This is a genomic window from Pseudomonas sp. S3_C06 (assembly GCF_054667675.1).
In genome coordinates, this window is the sequence record NZ_CP162747.1 from 1709743 (window position 1) to 1728585 (window position 18843).

13 protein-coding genes are annotated in these 18843 nt (G+C 60.6%); 3 read left to right on the forward strand and 10 right to left on the reverse strand.

What is annotated here, in order from left to right:
• Positions 1-212 precede the first annotated feature (212 nt).
• The gene (codB, locus tag AB4N44_RS07380) at positions 213-1484 is read left to right on the forward strand and encodes a cytosine permease (RefSeq protein WP_460109504.1); all 1272 of its coding nucleotides are present in this window, start codon (positions 213-215) and stop codon (positions 1482-1484) included.
• Between the two features lie 15 nt (positions 1485-1499).
• A complete protein-coding gene (gene codA, locus AB4N44_RS07385) occupies positions 1500-2747 on the forward strand; it encodes a cytosine deaminase (protein WP_460109501.1) in 1248 nt (415 codons plus the stop codon).
• A 191-nt stretch (positions 2748-2938) separates the two neighbouring features.
• Here codA and AB4N44_RS07390 read toward each other — a convergent pair whose 3' ends face one another.
• Complete coding sequence (locus tag AB4N44_RS07390) at positions 2939-3919, reverse strand: diaminopimelate epimerase (protein WP_460109499.1); 981 nt, start codon at positions 3917-3919, stop codon at positions 2939-2941.
• Between the two features lie 283 nt (positions 3920-4202).
• Between AB4N44_RS07390 and AB4N44_RS07395 the strand changes: the two genes are divergently transcribed.
• Complete coding sequence (locus tag AB4N44_RS07395; protein WP_316916797.1) at positions 4203-5354, forward strand: MFS transporter; 1152 nt, start codon at positions 4203-4205, stop codon at positions 5352-5354.
• 85 nt (positions 5355-5439) lie between these two features.
• Here the strand turns inward: AB4N44_RS07395 and AB4N44_RS07400 are convergent, their stop codons facing one another.
• The 9 genes from AB4N44_RS07400 to asnB all read right to left on the reverse strand — a co-directional run bounded on the left by AB4N44_RS07400 (position 5440) and on the right by asnB (position 18214).
• On the reverse strand, positions 5440-7866 hold the full coding sequence (locus AB4N44_RS07400) for a TonB-dependent siderophore receptor (protein ID WP_160041127.1): 2427 nt from the start codon (positions 7864-7866) through the stop codon (positions 5440-5442).
• Between the two features lie 97 nt (positions 7867-7963).
• The gene (locus AB4N44_RS07405) at positions 7964-8947 is read right to left on the reverse strand and encodes a FecR family protein (RefSeq protein WP_316916798.1); all 984 of its coding nucleotides are present in this window, start codon (positions 8945-8947) and stop codon (positions 7964-7966) included.
• 88 nt (positions 8948-9035) lie between these two features.
• On the reverse strand, positions 9036-9527 hold the full coding sequence (locus AB4N44_RS07410; protein WP_460109497.1) for a sigma-70 family RNA polymerase sigma factor: 492 nt from the start codon (positions 9525-9527) through the stop codon (positions 9036-9038).
• A 223-nt stretch (positions 9528-9750) separates the two neighbouring features.
• Entirely contained in the window at positions 9751-11043 is a 1293-nt protein-coding gene (locus tag AB4N44_RS07415; RefSeq protein WP_460158199.1) for an MFS transporter, read from the reverse strand.
• Between the two features lie 107 nt (positions 11044-11150).
• Positions 11151-12410, reverse strand: coding sequence for an ATP-grasp domain-containing protein (locus AB4N44_RS07420; protein WP_127929087.1), 1260 nt, complete (start codon positions 12408-12410; stop codon positions 11151-11153).
• Positions 12407-13369 (reverse strand): EamA family transporter, encoded by a 963-nt coding sequence (locus AB4N44_RS07425; RefSeq protein WP_460109488.1) that lies wholly within the window; start codon positions 13367-13369, stop codon positions 12407-12409. Before AB4N44_RS07425 ends, AB4N44_RS07420 begins: the two co-directional genes overlap by 4 nt.
• On the reverse strand, positions 13356-15440 hold the full coding sequence (locus AB4N44_RS07430; RefSeq protein WP_460109487.1) for a GNAT family N-acetyltransferase: 2085 nt from the start codon (positions 15438-15440) through the stop codon (positions 13356-13358). The genes AB4N44_RS07425 and AB4N44_RS07430 overlap by 14 nt, the downstream gene beginning before the upstream one ends.
• Positions 15437-16300: a TauD/TfdA dioxygenase family protein gene (locus AB4N44_RS07435; RefSeq protein WP_460109484.1), complete on the reverse strand. Its 864-nt coding sequence runs from the start codon at positions 16298-16300 to the stop codon at positions 15437-15439. Before AB4N44_RS07435 ends, AB4N44_RS07430 begins: the two co-directional genes overlap by 4 nt.
• Positions 16301-16348: 48 nt before the next feature.
• Entirely contained in the window at positions 16349-18214 is a 1866-nt protein-coding gene (gene asnB, locus AB4N44_RS07440; protein WP_127929091.1) for an asparagine synthase (glutamine-hydrolyzing), read from the reverse strand.
• Positions 18215-18843 lie beyond the last annotated feature (629 nt).

Sequence of the window (18843 nt, forward strand, 5' to 3'; positions counted from 1 at the left end):
CCCGGGCTGCATTCCCACGCAGAGCGTGGGAACGATCTACCAGAACGCCTTCGCGAGCAGGCTCGCTCCCACATTGGGCTTGGGTGTATTCAGGTGCACCGCTTTCGCGCCAATCCGCGCGACTCGTCTATACATAACCCGCGCCACCCGGCATTTGGCACGACCGCTGCAACCCTCCCCCGCGTCTCCTCTATTCCAGCAAGGACCGCCCCATGACGCAGAACGATCCCGGCAACGATTACCCCCTCAGCGAAGTCCCCATGCATGCGCGCAAAGGCCTGGCCTCCACGGCGATGGTGTTACTAGGCTTCACGTTTTTCACCGCGACCATGTTTGCCGGCGGCAAGCTCGGTGTGGCGTTCAGCTTCGGCGAGATGATGGCGGTGATCATCGTCGGCAATCTGTTGCTGGGTCTGTATGCGGCGGGCCTGGGTTACATCGCTTTCAAGAGCGGCCTCAACTCGGTGTTGATGGGGCGTTTCTGCTTCGGCGAAGTCGGCAGCAAGCTCAGCGACCTGATCCTCGGTTTCACCCAGATCGGCTGGTACGCCTGGGGCACCGCGACTGCAGCGGTGGTGCTCGGCAAATACTTCGATCTCGACGAAGGCACGGTGCTCGGGCTGATGGTGTTGTTCGGTCTGGTGTTCTGCGCCACGGCCTATGTCGGCTATCGCGGACTGGAGATTCTGTCGTACATCGCTGTGCCGGCGATGATGTTGCTGCTGATGCTGTCGATGTGGGTGGCAACGGTAAAAGTCGGCGGCTTCGAAGGTTTGCTCAGCGTGGTGCCGAGCGGTTCGCTGGACTGGTCGACCGCAATCACCCTGGTGTTCGGCACCTTCGTCAGCGGCGCCACGCAGGCGACCAACTGGACACGTTTCTCGCGTTCGGCGCGGGTCGCGGTGCTGGCCAGCCTGATCGGATTTTTCATCGGCAACGGTCTGATGGTGTTGATCGGCGCGTACGGCGCCATCGTCTATCAGCAACCGGACGTGGTTGAAGTGCTGCTGTTGCAAGGATTCGCCATGGCGGCGATGGCCATGCTGTTGCTGAACATCTGGAGCACTCAGGACAACACCATCTACAACTTCGCCGTCGCTGGTTGCAACCTGCTGCGCACCGGCCGACGCAAAACCGTGACCCTCGCCGGTGCGGTGATCGGCACTCTGCTCGCGCTGCTGGGCATGTACGACATGCTGGTGCCCTATCTGATTCTGCTCGGCACGGTGATTCCACCGATTGGCGGGGTGATCATGGCGGACTTTTTCTACCGCTGGCGCGGGCACTATCCGCGTCTGGCCGACGCACGGTTGCCGGCGTTCAACTGGCCGGGGCTCGGGGCCTATGCGGTCGGCACCGTCGCCGCGTTCAGCTCGCCGTGGGTCGCGCCGCTGGTAGGGATCGCCGCTGCCGCGCTAACGTATGTCATCGTTACCGGCGTGCTCGGCGCTCGCAGCGCGACCGCGCCACTACAAGACCTATAAAAAAGGATTCGCCTGATGCACATCATCAACGCCCGTTTGCGCAACCAGGAAGGTTTGCACGAATTGCACCTTGAAGACGGTCTGATCCGCAGCATCGCCCGGCAGACCGAGGCACCGACCCTCGGCCCGGATGACCTCGACGCCGGCGGCAATCTGGTGGTGCCGCCCTTCGTCGAACCGCATATTCACCTCGACGCCACGCTGACCGCTGGCGAGCCGCGCTGGAACATGAGCGGCACGCTGTTCGAAGGCATCGAATGCTGGGGCGAGCGCAAGGTCACCATCACCGAAGAAGACACCAAGACCCGCGCGAAGAAAACCATTCAGGCGCTGGCCGCCCACGGCATCCAGCACGTGCGCACCCATGTTGACGTCACCGACCCGCAACTCACCGCACTCAAAGCCATGCTTGAGGTGCGCGAGGAAAGCCGTCACCTGATCGATCTGCAAATCGTCGCGTTCCCGCAAGAAGGCATCGAGTCGTTCCGCAACGGCCGCGAGTTGATGGAGGAAGCGATCCGCATGGGCGCGGACGTCGTCGGCGGGATTCCGCATTTCGAGTACACCCGCGATCAGGGTGTCAGTTCGGTGAAGTTTCTGATGGACCTGGCCGAGCGCACCGGTTGCCTGGTCGACGTGCATTGCGACGAGACCGACGACCCGCATTCGCGCTTCCTCGAAGTGCTCGCCGAAGAGGCGCGCAGCCGCGACATGGGCGCTCTCGTCACCGCCAGCCACACCACGGCGATGGGCTCCTACGACAACGCCTACTGCGCGAAACTGTTTCGTCTGCTCGGCCATTCCGGGATCAGTTTTGTCTCCTGCCCGACCGAAAGCATTCACCTGCAAGGGCGCTTCGACAACTTCCCGAAACGCCGGGGCGTGACCCGCGTGAACGAATTGCTCGAAGCCGGGATGAACGTGTGTTTCGGTCAGGATTCCATTGTCGATCCGTGGTATCCGCTGGGCAACGGCAACATCCTGCGGGTGCTCGAAGCCGGACTGCACATCTGCCACATGCTCGGTTACCGTAACCTGCAAAGTGCACTGGATCTGGTCACGGATAACAGCGCCAAAGCCATGCACCTGGGTGAGCGATATGGCCTGGAACAGGGGCGTCCGGCGAATCTGTTGATTCTGTCGGCGGACAGCGATTACGAGGTGATCCGCAGTCAGGGCTTGCCGTTGTATTCGATTCGCGGCGGCAAGGTGTTGATGAAGCGGCAGATGCCGGTGGTGGAATTCAGTGATGAGCTGAGCTGAGAGGCGCCCCGTAAATCCAATGTGGGAGCGAGCCTGCTCGCGAAGAGGTTGGCAGATCCGGCATCACCGCCTCAGACATAGCGCTTTCGCGAGCAGGCTCGCTCCCACTGGGTTCGGTGTTTGAACATGATATTTGTATTCAACACAAAACCCTGTGGGAGCCGGGCTTGCCAGCGATGGCGTGTTTGAATTCAGCCCATCAACCGCGCCGTACCGAACAATCTGACCCTCAGCAATTCACCGTCTGCTGCTTCGAGCAAAATCGGCGCCGTACCGCCGGGCATGACCACCTGCACTTCTCCCGCCGCGACCCAACCCACCCGCCACGCCGCCGACGCTACGGCACTGGCGCTGGTGCCGGATGAGGCCGTCGGCCCTTCGCCACGCTCGAACACCCGGGCGAGGACCCTCTGCGGTGACTCCAGCACGGCCCATTGCAGATTGACGCCTGCCGGGCATGGATCACCGGCACCGACGGGTGTGGCGTAGGCAATTTGGGTCAGGCCTTCGTTCAGTGGCGATTCACGCATCTGTTCATTGCTTGGCAACGCCGCTGCATCACCGAGCAGCGTGACGCAATGCGGATTGCCAATGCGTACGAATTGGCTGTGCGCCCAGTCGGGATCAAGTTGTGCCAAGGGGTGGACGTGGCTCACGTCTCGAGTGTTGAACTCAATGCCCTGAACCGTCTGCGCAGCGACGGCATCCGGCCCGAAACCGGGTTGGCCGAGATCGAGCCAGAAGCCTTGAACGCCTTCGACAACAGCCGGTTTTACTGAGGTTTCCACCGCGTTGCCCCTGTCATGATGCACGCGTAACAAGGCGCCCTCCTCCGGCATCAATCCTTGCTCGGTCAGTGCCTGCGAGAAAATCGTCAGGCCATTGCCACTGCGCTCGGCGAGCGTGCCGTCGGTGTTGACGATCAATACGTCGAACGGCGCGGACGTCTGGAACGGGCCGATCAGCAGGCCATCGCTGCGGTGGGATTTGCTGTTCGCCGGACGTTGGCCTTCGGGCCAGTCGCAGCAGAGTTTGATTGCCGCTGCGCTCCAGGACTGACGCGACGAGGCGCATTCGGTGGCGCTGGCGGGCAAGGCAATGCCCTCTGAGCGCAGCGCTTGCGGAGAAACCACGCCATAAATATTGCCGCGTGCATCGTAGAATTGCGTCATCCGTGTTTGCCCCTGTCACCGAAGAAGGCCACTGTAAAACGCAATCCCTTGTGGGAGCGAGCCTCCTCGCGAATGCAGTGTGTCAGTCGATATATTTTTCAGCTGACACTCCGCCTTCGCGAGCAGGCTCGCTCCCACAGGGGGATGTGCATGACCGCTTATTGGTGAGTCTCTGTTCCCACAGGTTAGGATGTCGTCTGCACATCCCCGAACACCCGCGATCGAACCTCATCGCTGAATCACTGTCCTTCGGGGGACGCGAAGTTTTTTGCCAAGGATCGATATGACCAGCCTCAACCCTCAAGACACCTTCGTCCCCGGACGCCTGCAACAGATGTCCACGCGCATCGCCTTTTTCATCGCCGGACTCGGCATCGCCGCGTGGGCGCCCTTGGTGCCGTACGCCAAGGCCCGCGCCGGACTCGATGAAGGCACGTTGGGGTTGCTGCTGTTGTGCCTCGGCGTCGGTTCGATTCTGGCGATGCCGCTGGCGGGGATTCTGGCCACGCGCTTCGGCTGCCGGCGCGTCGCCACCGGTGGCACCTTGTTGATCTGCGCGGCGCTGCCGTTACTGGCGACGGTGTCGTCGATACCGGCGTTGATCGCCACACTGTTCATGTTCGGCGCCGGCCTGGGCACGGTGGATTCGACGGTGAACCTGCAAGCAGTGATCGTCGAACGCGCCAGCGGCAAGAACATGATGTCGGGTTTCCACGGTTTGTTCAGTCTGGGCGGGATTGTCGGCGCGGCGGGTGTCAGTGCCTTGCTCGGCCTGGGTTTGACGCCTCTGACCGCCATGCTGGTAGTGGTCGTCGTGCTGATCGCGGCATTGTTCAAGTGCGTGCCGCACATGTTGCCTTACGGCAGTGAAAGCTCCGGCCCGGCGTTCGCCATCCCTCACGGGATCGTGCTGTTTATCGGCGGGATGTGCTTCATCGTGTTCCTGACCGAAGGCGCGGCGCTGGACTGGAGCGCAGTGTTTCTGGCGCAGGAACGCGGGATCGACACGGCGTATGCGGGGTTGGGTTATGCAGCGTTTGCACTGACCATGACGGCTGGGCGTTTGATGGGTGACCGGATTGTGCGGATCGTCGGTGCAACGCGGATTATTCTGTTTGGTGGTCTGTTGGCAGCGGCCGGTTTGTTTCTGGCGACATTTGCACCGAGCTGGGAAGCGGCGCTGTTCGGTTATGCGCTGGTCGGTGCGGGTTGTTCGAACATCGTGCCGGTGCTGTACACGGCGGTGGGCAAGCAGACGGTGATGCCGGAGAGCATCGCCGTACCGGCCATTACCACGCTGGGTTATGCAGGGATTCTGGCAGGGCCGGCGGTGATCGGCTTTGTGGCGCATGCCAGCAGTCTGAGTTTTGCCTTTGGCTTGATGGCGGTGTTGTTGGTGGCGGTGGCCATTGGCGGCAAAGTCCTTAAAGTCTAAAAGCTTCGCGAGCAGGCTCGCTCCCACAGGATTTCAGTGATCCATGTGGGAGCGAGCCTGCTCGCGAAGAAGGCGCCGCGGTTTATCAAAAACCGACGCTAGCCTGCACAAAGAACGTACGCGGCGCGCCCACATACATCCCCGAGTTGTTGTCGCTGGAGCGGGTGAAGTACTGCTTGTCGAAGACGTTTTTCACCCCGGCGCCCAGCTTCAGGTTCGACACCTGCGGCCCGAAGTCATAACCCCCACGCACGTTCCAGGTCACGTAACCCGGAATGTCGCCGTACTGCCCGTCCGCCGTGCCTTCGGTGATGTAGTTGCCGTTGAAACTGCCATCGGCATTCACACCGGTACCCGGCGAGCGCTGTTTCGACTGGGCGAAACCGTCGAGGTTGTAGGTCCAGCGGTTGATGTCGTAACGCAAACCGACGGTCGCCACCTGCCGCGAATAGAACGGCAGATCACGCCCCTTGAAGCCCGGAATCTCGCCCTCATAAGTCGCACGGGTGTAAGTGAAACCAGCATTGGCGGTCAAGCCATCGAGGCGTGGATCCAGTGCCGCCATGTCGTAGTGCACCGACGCTTCGATGCCTTGGTGCTTGGTCGCGCCAAGGTTGGTCCAACCCACGTCGTTGCTGATGTATTGCAGTTCGTCGTCGAAGTCGATGTAGAACAGCGTCACTTCCCCGCCCCACACATCGTCGTTGTAGCGTGTGCCGATCTCGTAGGTCTTGGCCTTTTCCGGCTCCAGACCATTGGCGGTCTGATCACCCGAACCACCTTGGCCGAGCTGGAAATACTGCAGGCTGCCAAACGAGGTTTCGTAGTTGGCGAACAGTTTCCACGCGTCCGACAGGTGATACATCACGCTCAGCGCCGGCAGCGGTTCGTTGCTTTCGATGCTGCGGTTTTTCGCCTGCACCGGTTTGCCGGCCGTGTCGAGCACCGCGCGGTCATGCCAGTCGGTGCTGATATGTTCAAAGCGAATGCCAGGGGTGATGGTCCAGTTGCCGACGTCGATTTTGTTGTCGAGGTAGACCGAGTTGGCCTCGGTGCCGCCCGTGCGGTCCTGGAACACATGGCCGTCGGAGGTCGGCGTGAGCACCGGCTGATTGTTGACCAGCGCCACACGGCTCGACGATTCGTGCATCGCCTCTTTCAAGTAACGGTAACCGACGCTGACTTCCTGGGTGGTCGGGCCGACATCGAATACCCGCGACACCCGTGGCTCGATGCCCAGCGTGTAATACGAACGCGGGTAAGAGCTGAGGGTTTTCTGATCGCGGGCGGCGATGGTGCTGCCACGGAAACTGTCGGTGTAATAGGTGAGGATTTCCGCCTGGGTGCGTTCGTCGATCTGACGGATCCATTTGAACGACACGTCTTTGCGCCGACCGGTGAACTGGTCGTAGTCACGCACCGAGTCATACGGTTTGTCGTCGTACTGCTTTTGCGTCAGACCGCCGGGCATGTCCGCCGTGGCGTCGTAGTAGTGAAAGTTGAGACTGAAATCGTCCTGATCGGTCGGTGCCCAGTGAGTCTTGAGCAGCACGTCGTCGATGTCGTTGCCATTGTTGCGCTCGCGGTAGCCGTTACCGTTGACGCCGGAATACAGCAACGCCACGCCCATGCCGTTGTCGGCGGTGCCGCCGAGGAACGCGGTGTCGATGTGTTTCCAGCCACCGTACTGAGTGGTTTCCAGGGTAGTGCCGATTTCACCGGTGGCTTTTTCCGGAATTGCGCGGGTGACGAAGTTGATCACGCCGCCAACGTTCTGCGGCCCGTAACGCACAGAGCCAGCGCCACGGACCACGTCAATGCTGTCGAGGTTGCCCGAGGAAATCGGTGCCATCGACAGTTGCGGCTGGCCGTACGGGGCAAACGCTGCCGGCACCCCATCGATCAACACCGTGGAGCGCGGCGACAGACGTGAAGTCAGGCCGCGCACGCCGACGTTGAGGGAAATATCGCTGCCGCCAGTGCCGTTGGAATCCTGCACCTGCACGCCCGGCACACGCTTGAGCACGTCGCTGACGTTCATCGCGCCCTGCTCGACCATCGCTTCGCGGCGGATCACCGTGCGCGCACCTGGGTGGTTCTGTACCACCGCGGCGTTGGCGTCGCCGAGCCAGTCGCCGACCACCTTGATGTCGGTCACGCCCAGTTCGAGCGGGCCATTGTTGGCGGCGGAAGTTGCCGCTGGCGACAGGGTCACCGAACCTTCGTTGATCTGGTAATCCAGACCGCTGCCCTGCAGCAATTGGCGCAACGCCTGCTCCGGCGAGATATCACCGTCGACTGCCGGCGCCTGTTTGCCGGCGACCAGGTCCGGGCTGAAAAACACTTGCAGCGACGTCTGCTGGCCCAGTTCGCTGAGGGCCTGGCCCAATGGCTGCGCACGGATATGAATGGCTTCACCGGCGAACGCCAGTGGCATGGCTGCGTTGACCGCCAGCGCAAGGGCCAGCGGCAGCCAAGGGGATTTTTTGTTGTTGGCAGGGGTGTTTTTCACGTCGTACGTAGTCCTGTGGATCGCAAGAGTGTGCGGCTGTTAATGCAAACCAGTTGCAGTTGACAGGAAGACGATGAACTCGAAAAAAACCTGAATTTTATTTTGCGATTATTTCCTGACTGCCATCCGCAAGGGTGCGAACGGCCACCGGGAGGATGCTCGGCAAGGCTTTGAGCAAGGCGTCGGTGTTGTCGGATTTGAACACGCTGGTCAGGCGCAGACTGGCCACGGCCGGGTTGGCGACGGTCAACGGTTTGTCGCGATAACGCGACACTTCGGCTGCGACTTCACTGAGGCGGGCATTATTGAAGACCAGTTTGCCGCTGCGCCACGCCGTCAGTTGCGTCGGGTTGACTGCATAGGCTGCGGCGACTTTGCCTTGCGCATCGACGTGAGTGCCGAGGCCCGCTGTCAGGTTGATGAACTGATCATCCGCTGCATCACGCCCCTGTACTTTCACCGTGCCCTGCTCCACCGCCACGCGGGTTTGCGTGACGTCGCGGCGCACATCGAAACGCGTGCCGGTGACCGTGACTTTGCCATTGCCGGTCTCAACCACGAACGGTCGCGAGATGTCGTGTTCAACGCTGAACATCGCTTCGCCTTCGGTCAGCTCGATGACGCGACGATCCTGTTCATAGCGCACCTGCAAGCGGCTGCGGCTGTTCAGATCGATCACCGAACCGTCCGGCAGTGCCACATGTTTACGTTCGCCCAGCGCCGTGGCGAACTCGGCGCTGTAGCCACCCGGATGATTCAAACCACTGAACAGTCCCAGGCCGAGCGCGACCGCCAGCACACTCGCGGCCACGGCATAACGCAACAACGGACGGCGTTCGCGGCGGGTTGGCGGTGTTTCAACGAGGGCTTTGAGGCGCGGCGCCGGGAGCAGATCGGCGGCCGACCACAAGCCCTGGAGCAACTGGAATTCGTCACGGTGCTGCGAATGTTCATTCAGCCAGGCGTCGAAGCGCTGTTGCTCGTCGGCATCAATGACCGGCTCCTGCAAACGCACAAACCAGCGAGCCGCGTCATCGCGCACCGTTGTTTGCCCGCACGCGCAATCACGAGTATCCATCATGGAATGTCCTGTCTGGCCGGGAATATAAAGACACACAGCCCCCTGTAGGAGCTGCCGAAGGCTGCGATCTTTTTGCCATGACGCACATTCACGATTGCAATCCGTCCAGTCGATCACGCAGATGCCGCAGGGTGCGGATCATATACTTTTCGACCATGTTCTTGGACAGCCCGAGGCGTTCGGCGATTTCCGCCTGGGTCAGGCCTTCGATCTTCTGCCAGACGAAGATCTTGCGGCAATTGACCGGCAGCTCGGCGAGCGCTCGTTCAATAGAGTCGGCCAACTGGATCGCATGCATGTAATGCTCCGGGTCGCCGGACGACGACTCACTGTGATCAAGGGCCTGCAACTCCATGGCGCCGCGCCGATCCTCACGCCGATAACCGTCGACCGCAATATTGCGCGCGGTCTGGTGCAAATACGCCCGTGGCTGCTGCACCGCCGCCGAATCAGACTCAAGCACCCGCACAAAGGTGTCGTGCGCCAGATCCTCGGCCTGCGCGCGATTGCGCAGACGGCGAGTCCAGGTGCCGATCAACTCTTCGTAATGCTCGAAAAAGCCGGGTCTGCGGGGACGCATGGGGGTTTGGGCGGCGTGCTGAGGAAAGGGCGTGAATAGTAATGCTTCGTATTAAGGCAAGGCAATGGATTTGCGAACGGGCGAAAACAATCGGAATCGCTACACCTGGTCGCCCCCATCACCGCAAGCACTCAGCAGGCCAACCGGTGCTGGTGCGGTTTTCCTCGCCCCCCTCCATTCCTGGGCAACCAAAGGTCGGATAAGCAATGCATGCCCTCTCATTTCAGGCGGCCTGGTCGTGGAAATCCCGAGCGCTGTTTGCTGCCTGTCGCTGACGCGCAACCATCAACGCGACAAAGCTCACCAGCGCCGCCGCCAGCAGGTAGTACGCCGCCATCATCGGGTCACCGGTGTGGCGATACAGCAAGGTCACCAACGTCGGGGTAAAACTGCCGAACAGCACCACCGAACTGGCGTAGGCCACGCTGATCCCGGTCGAGCGCACGGCCACCGGGAACAACTCCGCCAATGCCGCCGATGCCGGTCCGGCGTACAGCACCATTAACATCGCGAGGCCCGCCTGCAACAGCATCAATCCGCTGTCCTGCGGATTCTGCTTGAGCGCCAGGAATGCCGGATACGCCAGCGACAACACCCCCAGCGCCCCGAGCAACATGACGTTGTACCGCCCCCAACGATCCGACAACCAGCCGCCCAATGGGCTGAGCAAGGTAATGAAACCGACCAGGGTAATGCCGTAATAAGCCTTGCCGGCATCAAGATTGAGCATGGCCTGGGCGTAAGCCGGCATAAAGTTGATCAACTGGGTGCACACCGTCCACAGGGCAACGAATGCGATGCCCAACACAAGGCTGCGCCAATGCTGGAGGATTTCTTTCGCGGGGACTTCGATCCCCTGTCGGGCGTGAGCCTGGAATGCGCTGCTTTCATCAATGGTGCGACGCACGTATACGCCGACGAAGTAGATCAGCACCCCCAGGACAAACGGCACACGCCATCCCCAACTGCCCAGTTGCTCAGGCGTCAAAACGGTCGCCAGGATGCTCGCAAACAGGCCACACAATAAAAACGAGCCTGCTTGTGCCACCTGCTGGATCGAGGTGAAAAAGCCTCGCCGCGAGGCCGGTGCCGATTCGCACAGGTAGGCCAGCGCGCTGCCAATTTCGCCACCCGCCGCCAGCCCTTGAACAATCCGCGCCGCCACCAGCAGCACCGTGGCGCCATAGCCCAGCACGCTGTAGCCAGGACAAAAAGCAATCAGCACAGTGCCGACAGCCATCATGTTCATGGTCAGGATCAACGCTTTCTTGCGTCCGTGGCGATCGGCGTAGCGGCCGATGAGAAACGCACCAAGCGGTCGCGCCACAAAACCCACCGCCAAGGTGACGAAGGTCGCCAGCAGCGACATCAGTTGATCCTGGGCGGGAAAAAAAGTCTTGGCGATGTGCAGGGAAAAGATCGCGAACAAGGTGAAATCGAACCATTCCAGGGTCGTGCCTATTCCTACAGCCAGCAGTATCCTGCGCTGCTGCCGCGGCGAATCCGTATGCTTCATGGCGATGCTCTTCCAGACGTAGACGCGCAGGCCCGCGCGCACGGAATGCTTGGGTGCGGAGGAACACCAGACCCGTTCAGGCCTGGTGCACGGTCACTCCCGCAGGCTTACTGGACGCTGAACAGGCGCGAAGTGCGCTCCCATTCGCGTACGGTCTGATAGTCAGCATGGAGCACATTGCTGTCGGCATGGCTCATGAAGACGATGCCAGGGCTGGAGAACAAGTCGACCGTCTTGACCACGGCGTCGCCTTCTTTTGGCGCACGCTGCAGCCAGGCTTTGCTCTTGAGGGTCTTGAGCAACTCATCGTAGGAGGAACGAGTGACAACACCTTCCTGGCTGGAGATGAACTGCACCTGCCACAGCGGGTAATGGTGACCCTGCTGCGCATCGACGATGGAGTCGATGGCCGACTCCCCTTCCCTGACCAGCTTGCCCACCAGATCCAGCTGACTGGCACCGACCGCGTAGTTGGCCGCCGGACGATTGAGTCCCCCCGACAGACGCGAGGCACATTCGATCAAGGTCGGGCCTGCCTCGGTCACGATCAACTCGGTGTGGTTGGCACCGTAGCGGATACCCAAGGCATTCAGTACGCCGTGAACGTACTCGACGATCTCCTTCATTTCAGGAGACGTCGGGTCGAACAGCACGGCACGGTCATAGATCCAGCCACCGTCCGGTGCCGGCAGCTTGTCGGCGCGCCAGATCTCGGTGATCACATGCTTGCCATGGCCGCTGACGCCATTGATGAAATACTCCGGCCCTACCAGCAAGCGCTGCGCCAGCACCGCATCATTGCGCTCGCCCAATTGGTTGACCGTGCCGAAGAGCTTGTCGAAGCTGTCGACGAGTTCACCTTGATCGGCGCAGAAGGTCACCGAGTCGGTCCCGGCACTGGCCTGAGGCTTGATGACCACCGGCCAGCTGCCACTGGCGGCCCACTGGCTCAGCCCATCGCGGTCACGGGCCAGATAGTGATCCATGCTGCGCAGGCCAACGGCCTTGAGGCGCTCGTGCATGGTGTATTTGTCGCGGCGCGCCAGGCTGGTGGACGGATCGTTGCCTGGCAGTTGCAAGGCTGCGGCGAGCAGGTCAGCGACAATCACCCCGCTCTCGGTGCCCGGCAACACGGCGCTCGGGTGCAAAGCGTTGATTTCATCGGCGAGGCGCTGGATATCACCGTGGTACTCGAAGTGCGCTATGTATTCGTCCTTGTGGTAGGTGCGCAGGTAGTACTCCGGCGGATTGGGTGAACTGCTCACGTGAATGCACTTCCAGCCAGACTCGGCCATCAGCGCCGGCAATTGTGAGCCTGATGAATAACCATCGACTACAACGAGGATTTTTTCCTTGGCTTGTGTCATTTGCTGTCTCCCTTGAATTTCATCCATGTGCCAAACACCGTAACCAGAGCGATCACGGAACAGCCCAAAGCAGAGGTCATCGACCACTGGATTCGGGCATCAAATACTTGAAAGACGTAAGTGAGCAACGGCGCCCACGCCAGCAACGCCGCCACGGTAAAGGGTTCGGAAAGAAGGATGCCGCGCTGCAGCAGCCACAACGGAATGATGACCCCGAGCAGCGTCGCAATGGCCAGGCCACCCAATTGCGTACTTGAGGCAAACGCGAAGCCGGGACCGCTCCAGGCAAGCACCGCCGCGACGATGATCAGCAAGTAGAACCGATGCGCCATGATCCGTGTGGCAGTCCAACTGCGCTCGCCCAATTGTTTGGTCGCGATGGTGTTCAGCGCTTGCGATGCACCGCCGGCCGCGGCGGCGGCGAGGCCGATAACCGTGTCGCTGAAGTTGATCGGGCGAATCCCCGCCAGCCCCACCAGGGACGCCCACGCCAGCAACGCTGTGCCGGAAAGAATGCCCGCCGCGACCGCGTAGGTGTAAAGCGGCAACTGACGCCGCCGAACGATGCGCTCCAGCAGAATCGTGCTCACCGGCCCAAGCCCGCCCATGATGGCGCTGACGATGGCAGGTTCGATGTAGCGCAGGGCATAGAAGTAGCCGATCCAGTTCAGGGCGCTGGTGAAGTTCAGGACGGTCAGCGGGCCGGCAGCATCGGCACCGATTGCCAGGCCTTTGGTACCGGAACTCAGCAATAACCGCGACAGAAAGAAGCCGCTGGTGATTACAAAACTCCAGAACAGAAAGGTGAACGGATGCAGTTGCTGCAGCAGGTTGCCCGAGAACACCGCGTTGGCGTTGGCCAGAATCAGAAAGGCCGCCACATACAGAATGCCGACCCGCACCACACCACGGCTGACAGGCGTAGCCATGCCACTAAGGCTGACTTCAGGCTTGTTCATTGACGGTCTTCTCCATGAATACACTCAGCGGGTCTTCCCGGTAATCAGCGAACGGGCCGCGATCGCGAAAACCTGCGCGGCGGTAGAGCGAAATAGCCTCCGGCTGGCTGACCCCGGTCTCCAGCAACAAGGTACGGGCACCATTGCGATGGGCGAGCTGTTCAAGCCGCTTGAGCAACCGCGCACCCACGCCACGTCGACGGGCATTGTCGGCGACAAACATGCGCTTGAGTTCTGCCTGCCCTTCGCCGATCGCCACCACCGCTCCGCAACCCAGCACTTCGCCGCTATCCAACTCGCGGGCGACCACGAAGCTCACCCCCGGAGCCTTGAGCTGTGCGACGTCGAGCATGTGCACGCTTTCATCCGGGTACAGGGAACGTGCGTAATCTTCCGAGCGTTGAAGCAGCTCGGCGGTCTGCAATTCCTCGGGGTCACCCTCGTCGATGCTGTAGCCAGTCTGCCCGGTGGCCGACGGCGATGCGTAATCCTCCAGCACCATGGCAGCGCCTTTTTCGCCAATCATCAGGGATGCGGCGTTGGTATTGCCCGACACCATCGTCGGCATGATCGACGCGTCGATCACCCGCAAACCGTCGAGTCCGCGCACGCGTAGCCGATGATCGACCACGGCCAGCTCATCGTTGCCCATGCGGCAGGTACCCACGGGGTGATAAGAGGTGTCGCCCTGAGTACGGGCATACGCCAGCAATTCTTCATCGCTGGCGACCTGGGTGCCGGGGGACAACTCGTGATCACAGTAGGGCTGCAGGGCCGCTTGGGCAGCAATGTCACGGATAATGCGCATGCCCGCAATCATCCGCCGGCGATCATCCTCATGTTCAAGGAAACGCGACTCGATGACCGGTGCCTCGCCAGGGTCACTGGAGCAAATGTGAATACTGCCGGTGGATTCGGGCCGTAACGGATACAGGCCCACGGTCATGCCGGGCAAGGTGTCCAGACGACGACTGGAACCAGGGCCGTAACTGGCCGGGGCGAAATGAAACTGCAAGTCTGGCCGTGGCTCTTCCTCGCGTGATTTGACGAAGCCATGGCCCAGAGCAATCGGCAAACTGAGTACGCCGCGACGGCGAAAGACGTAGTTGAGCGTTTCCCTGAACAACGCGAAACCACGGGTGCGTTCGTTAAAGGTGATTTTCTGGCGAATGCGCCACTTCAGTCGGGACGCGAAGTGATCGCGAAAGTTCTCACCCACGCCCGGCAGCGCATGTCGCAGCGGCACGCCGGCCTTCGCCAGTACCGCTGGCGCACCAATGCCGGACAACTCGAGCAACTGAGGCGACTGGATGACCCCGGCACTGAGGATCACCTCACGCCGGGCCGTGGCCGATTGCAACGTGCCTTTGAGGTACTCCACACCCACACAGCGCTTGCCTTCCAGACGCAGTTTTTGCACCGCGGCCTCGGCAATCACCGTCAGGTTTGCCCGCTTGCGCGCCGGCAACAGGTAGCGGCCATAAGCCGAGGAACGACGGCCCTGATCATGGTTGACCTGGTAGTAGCCAAAGCCCTCCTGATCGCCGCTGTTGTAGTCGCGATTGCGTCGATACCCGGCTTCGCCGGCTGCCGCCAGAAAGGCATCGCACAACTCGTCATATTCGCGTGGCAATGCCACATGAATCGGCCCGTCCTGGCCACGACTCTCGCCGCTGACGTCCACGCTCGACTCCAGGCGTTTGAAGTACGGCAACACTTCGTCCCAGGTCCAGCCCGGGTTGCCTTGACTGGCCCACTCGTCATAGTCCTCGCGCTGACCCCGGACAAAGATCATCCCGTTGATCAGGTTCGATCCGCCCAACAGGCGCCCCCGTGGAATCTGCAGACGGCGTCCGCCCAGCGTCGGGTCCGGGCGGGTCTCGAAGCACCAGTCGTATTTCGGATTACCCATCAGCAGCACTTCACCGACGGGGATCGACAACAATGGACTGCGGCGTTCGGCCCCCGCCTCCAGCAGCAGTACCTTGATCGCCGGGTCTTCACTCAAGCGTGCAGCCAATACGCAGCCAGCCGCGCCGGCGCCGACGATGATGTAGTCATACTCGCTCATGCCCGTCGGTTCCTGTCCTGATTGTCGGCGGTGCGCGCACCGATGGTGGTGCGATGCAGCAGGCGACGATATTTGTCGTCATACACCGTGGCCTTGTGCATGGCGCTGCGGTTGTCCCAAAGAATGATGTCGCCCGGGGTCCAGCGATGCCGATAGGTGAATCGCGGCTGCACCGAGAACTCCTGCAGGAACGTCACCAGTGGCGCACTTTCCTCCAGCGGCAAACCTTCGATCCGCCACGGCACGTTGCCGCCGGCATACAGCGCCTTGCGCCCACTGACTTCATGGCGACGCACCAGCGGTTGCGGCACGTCGATCCACTCAGCCAGTTCCTGGGGAGATGGCGCAGGCCGGTCGGGGTAGTTGTAGGGCCGTGACTGAGTCCGGCTGATGACCACCTTGAGGTGTTCGATACGATCCTTGACCGCTTCCGGCAATGCTTCATAAGCGGCAAACATATTGGCGAACCACGTGTCGCCGCCTTCCGGCGGGATTTCCAGCGCATGCAGCATCGATCCGGCTGGCGGCACGTCCAGATAATGGCCATCGGTGTGCCAGACCCGACCGCTGACCGGCGAGCCGATCAGTTTTCCATCCTTGGTAATGTTCGACAGGATGAGGATTTCCGGCTGGGTCTGTTCGCTGAACTGCGAGCGGGTATAGCTGACCAGCTCACCAAAATTGCGGCTGAACGCCAGTTGCTGATCAGGACTCATCGACTGGCCACGAAACAGCAGGATGGTGCTGCTGATCCAGGCGTTGTAAAGCGCTTCGATCGTGTCGTCACTGAGCCTGGCATTGACGTCGATGCCACAGACTTCGGTGCCGATAAACTCAGTAACGGGGACTAACTCAAGCATGCTGCCTCCTTGGTCTTCATGGGATCAGACTTCCGTGCTGACCGTGTCTTACACCGCGATATCGTTGTCGACGATCCAGCGATTCATCTCCACCAACTGGATCAGCAGATGCGCGGGACTGGCACCGCCCGGCAGCATCGAAGCATTGAGCTGGTTCGCGGCGATCTGCTCGATCAGTGCGCTGAGACGCGGGGTATCGAACATCCAGGCAATCGGCGATTTGGGATCAGTCGCGATCCAGCGCGCTTCGCTGATGAGTGCCCGGTCATATTCAGAGTCCTGAATGTGCGGGTACGCGCTTTTCTTCCGATTCAAGGTAGTCGGCGGCAGGATGTCGTGCATGGCAGCCTTGAGCAAACCTTTCACGCCGCCACGGGATTTCATTTCCCACGGCACGTTCCATACGTACTGGATCAGTTCCGGATCGCAGAATGGCACGCGCACTTCCAGGCCTTGCGACATGCTCATGCGTTCCTTGCGATCCAGGATCACCGACAACGGGCCGGACATGCCGAGGAACAGCACCTCGCGCATGCGCGCCGCGTCGCCGCTTTCGCCAGGCAGGCGTGGCACCTGACTCAGCCAATAGTCGTAACGGGCACGTTCGTCCTCTGCCACGCGCTGTGCACTGATCAGGCTCGGCGACAGATAGTGGGCCAGCTTCGGGCCATCGCCCAGCCACGGGAACTGAGGACGGGCCAGCAGCTCGGGTTTGAAATAATAAGGGTAGCCGCCGAAGATCTCGTCGGCAGCCTCGCCAGTCAGCGCCACGGAGCAATTGCCGCGCATGCGTTCGAACAGCAGGTACATCGAGGCATCGAACTGCCCCCAGCCAGGCAGGCCGCGGGCCTTGCGCGTAGCCGGAATGACGCCGAGCAGATCCTGCATGGTTGCACTGAGTGTCGTGTGACGGGTACCCATGTATTCGGCGGCCAGCGCGGCGAAGGGTGCATCGATGTCAGGCCGCAGTTCGGTGGAGGTAAAGGCATCCTCGTCACTGTCGAACTTCAGGCAGAAGGTATCGAGTGCTGCGCCGCGGCCCTGGCTTGCCAGTTGCTTCATGACCAGCGCGGCGACCGACGTGGAATCGATGCCGCCGGACAACATCGCCGCGCAAGGCACTTCATGCACGTACTGGCGCGCCACGACGCCTTCAAGCAGTTCGCGGACGCGGTCCTTGGTCTGCTCGAAATCATCGGTATGCGCGGCGCTTTCCAGTTTCCAGTAACGATGTAATTCATGCCCACGTTCGTCAAAGGTCAGCACACTGGCGGGAGGCAACTCGTGCAAGCCTTGCAACGGGGTTTCGCCAGGCAGCGCCATGCGCGGCTGAAGCACGATGGCCAGCGCGCTCGTGTCCAGCCGGGCGGTAAAGTGGGGATGGGCTTTGATGGCGGTAGGTACGCTGCCAAAAATGACGCCGCCGTCACGCAGGGTGTAGTAAAGCGGTTGCAAGCCGAGGCGGTCTCGCGCCAGCAATAATCGGCGCTTCTGGCCGTCCCAGATCGCGATGGCAAACATGCCTTCGAGGCGTTCAACGAACCCGACACCCCACTGGGCATAGGCACGGCGAATGATTTCAGCGTAGGACCAGCGATCAGGTGCCGGACCCAGGCCAGCGAGTTGCTGCTGCAACTGCGCAGCGTTGTACAACTGTCCGGTGTACATGATAGCCACGGTGGCGCCATGGATCTCGCCAATCCACGGTTGCTCGTCCCAGTCATAACGCGAAGTGACTGTACGGCAATGTCCCAGTGCAACCTCAGGCCCCAGCCATACCGCATGCCCGTCCGGTCCACGCCCGGACATCGCAACGATCATTGCCGAGACAATTTCCGCGACTTTCGAACGAGGAATGTTTGCTTGCTGCCCAACACCGTGACGCAGGTCGACCCAACCGGCCATGCCGCTCATATAACACTCCTTGTCGAATTACCTACGGGCAACGCCTTTATTGGCGAAACCTGTTCCATGTAGATCAATGTGCCGCCTGGACTGACTAAAGCAATTTCATGCTTCGTTTTTAATATCTCTGTTCAGCCGGGGCACAAGCTACTTCAAGCAATACATCCCTGACAAGTGCCTTGTTAATCACAAATAACCTAATTGAAGGTGCTTATTACCTAATGTAATTTGCGCAAACTCAAAGCAACTCGCAGGCGCACCAGAACGGCGCAAAACAGCCACGCCACCTAGATTGACGCACTAAAAAAGCGCACAACTAAGCACCCTTGTTATTTCGCTCCTTATCATTCGGACGCGCGTAACACAGCCTGTCCCGAGGGCTCAAAACAAATCAATAAAAATATTATTCAGTAACCAACTACATAAAATCTATAGAGTTTTTAGTTTCGCCATCGCCGTTCTTTCGGCTCTTTGAGTTTTTTTTAGTTCTCCCTACTTGTCGTAAAAAAAATTCGCTGTTATGCTCCACGGCAAGCAGCGTGGTGCCCTGTGTGCCACACCTTCACATGGAATGTGATTCAAGGAATGTATATGGATATTCATCTGCCGGTCATCTACCCGTCTTTATTGCTGCGCCG

Bases quoted from the DNA above. Each gene is read 5' to 3' on its own strand.
- codB (WP_460109504.1), top strand. From the start codon at position 213: ATGACGCAGAACGATCCCGGCAACGATTACCCCCTCAGCGAAGTCCCC.
- codA (WP_460109501.1), top strand. From the start codon at position 1,500: ATGCACATCATCAACGCCCGTTTGCGCAACCAGGAAGGTTTGCACGAA.
- AB4N44_RS07390 (WP_460109499.1), bottom strand. From the start codon at position 3,919: ATGACGCAATTCTACGATGCACGCGGCAATATTTATGGCGTGGTTTCT.
- AB4N44_RS07395 (WP_316916797.1), top strand. From the start codon at position 4,203: ATGACCAGCCTCAACCCTCAAGACACCTTCGTCCCCGGACGCCTGCAA.
- AB4N44_RS07405 (WP_316916798.1), bottom strand. From the start codon at position 8,947: ATGATGGATACTCGTGATTGCGCGTGCGGGCAAACAACGGTGCGCGAT.
- AB4N44_RS07410 (WP_460109497.1), bottom strand. From the start codon at position 9,527: ATGCGTCCCCGCAGACCCGGCTTTTTCGAGCATTACGAAGAGTTGATC.
- AB4N44_RS07415 (WP_460158199.1), bottom strand. From the start codon at position 11,043: ATGAAGCATACGGATTCGCCGCGGCAGCAGCGCAGGATACTGCTGGCT.
- AB4N44_RS07420 (WP_127929087.1), bottom strand. From the start codon at position 12,410: ATGACACAAGCCAAGGAAAAAATCCTCGTTGTAGTCGATGGTTATTCA.
- AB4N44_RS07425 (WP_460109488.1), bottom strand. From the start codon at position 13,369: ATGAACAAGCCTGAAGTCAGCCTTAGTGGCATGGCTACGCCTGTCAGC.
- AB4N44_RS07430 (WP_460109487.1), bottom strand. From the start codon at position 15,440: ATGAGCGAGTATGACTACATCATCGTCGGCGCCGGCGCGGCTGGCTGC.
- AB4N44_RS07435 (WP_460109484.1), bottom strand. From the start codon at position 16,300: ATGCTTGAGTTAGTCCCCGTTACTGAGTTTATCGGCACCGAAGTCTGT.
- asnB (WP_127929091.1), bottom strand. From the start codon at position 18,214: ATGAGCGGCATGGCCGGTTGGGTCGACCTGCGTCACGGTGTTGGGCAG.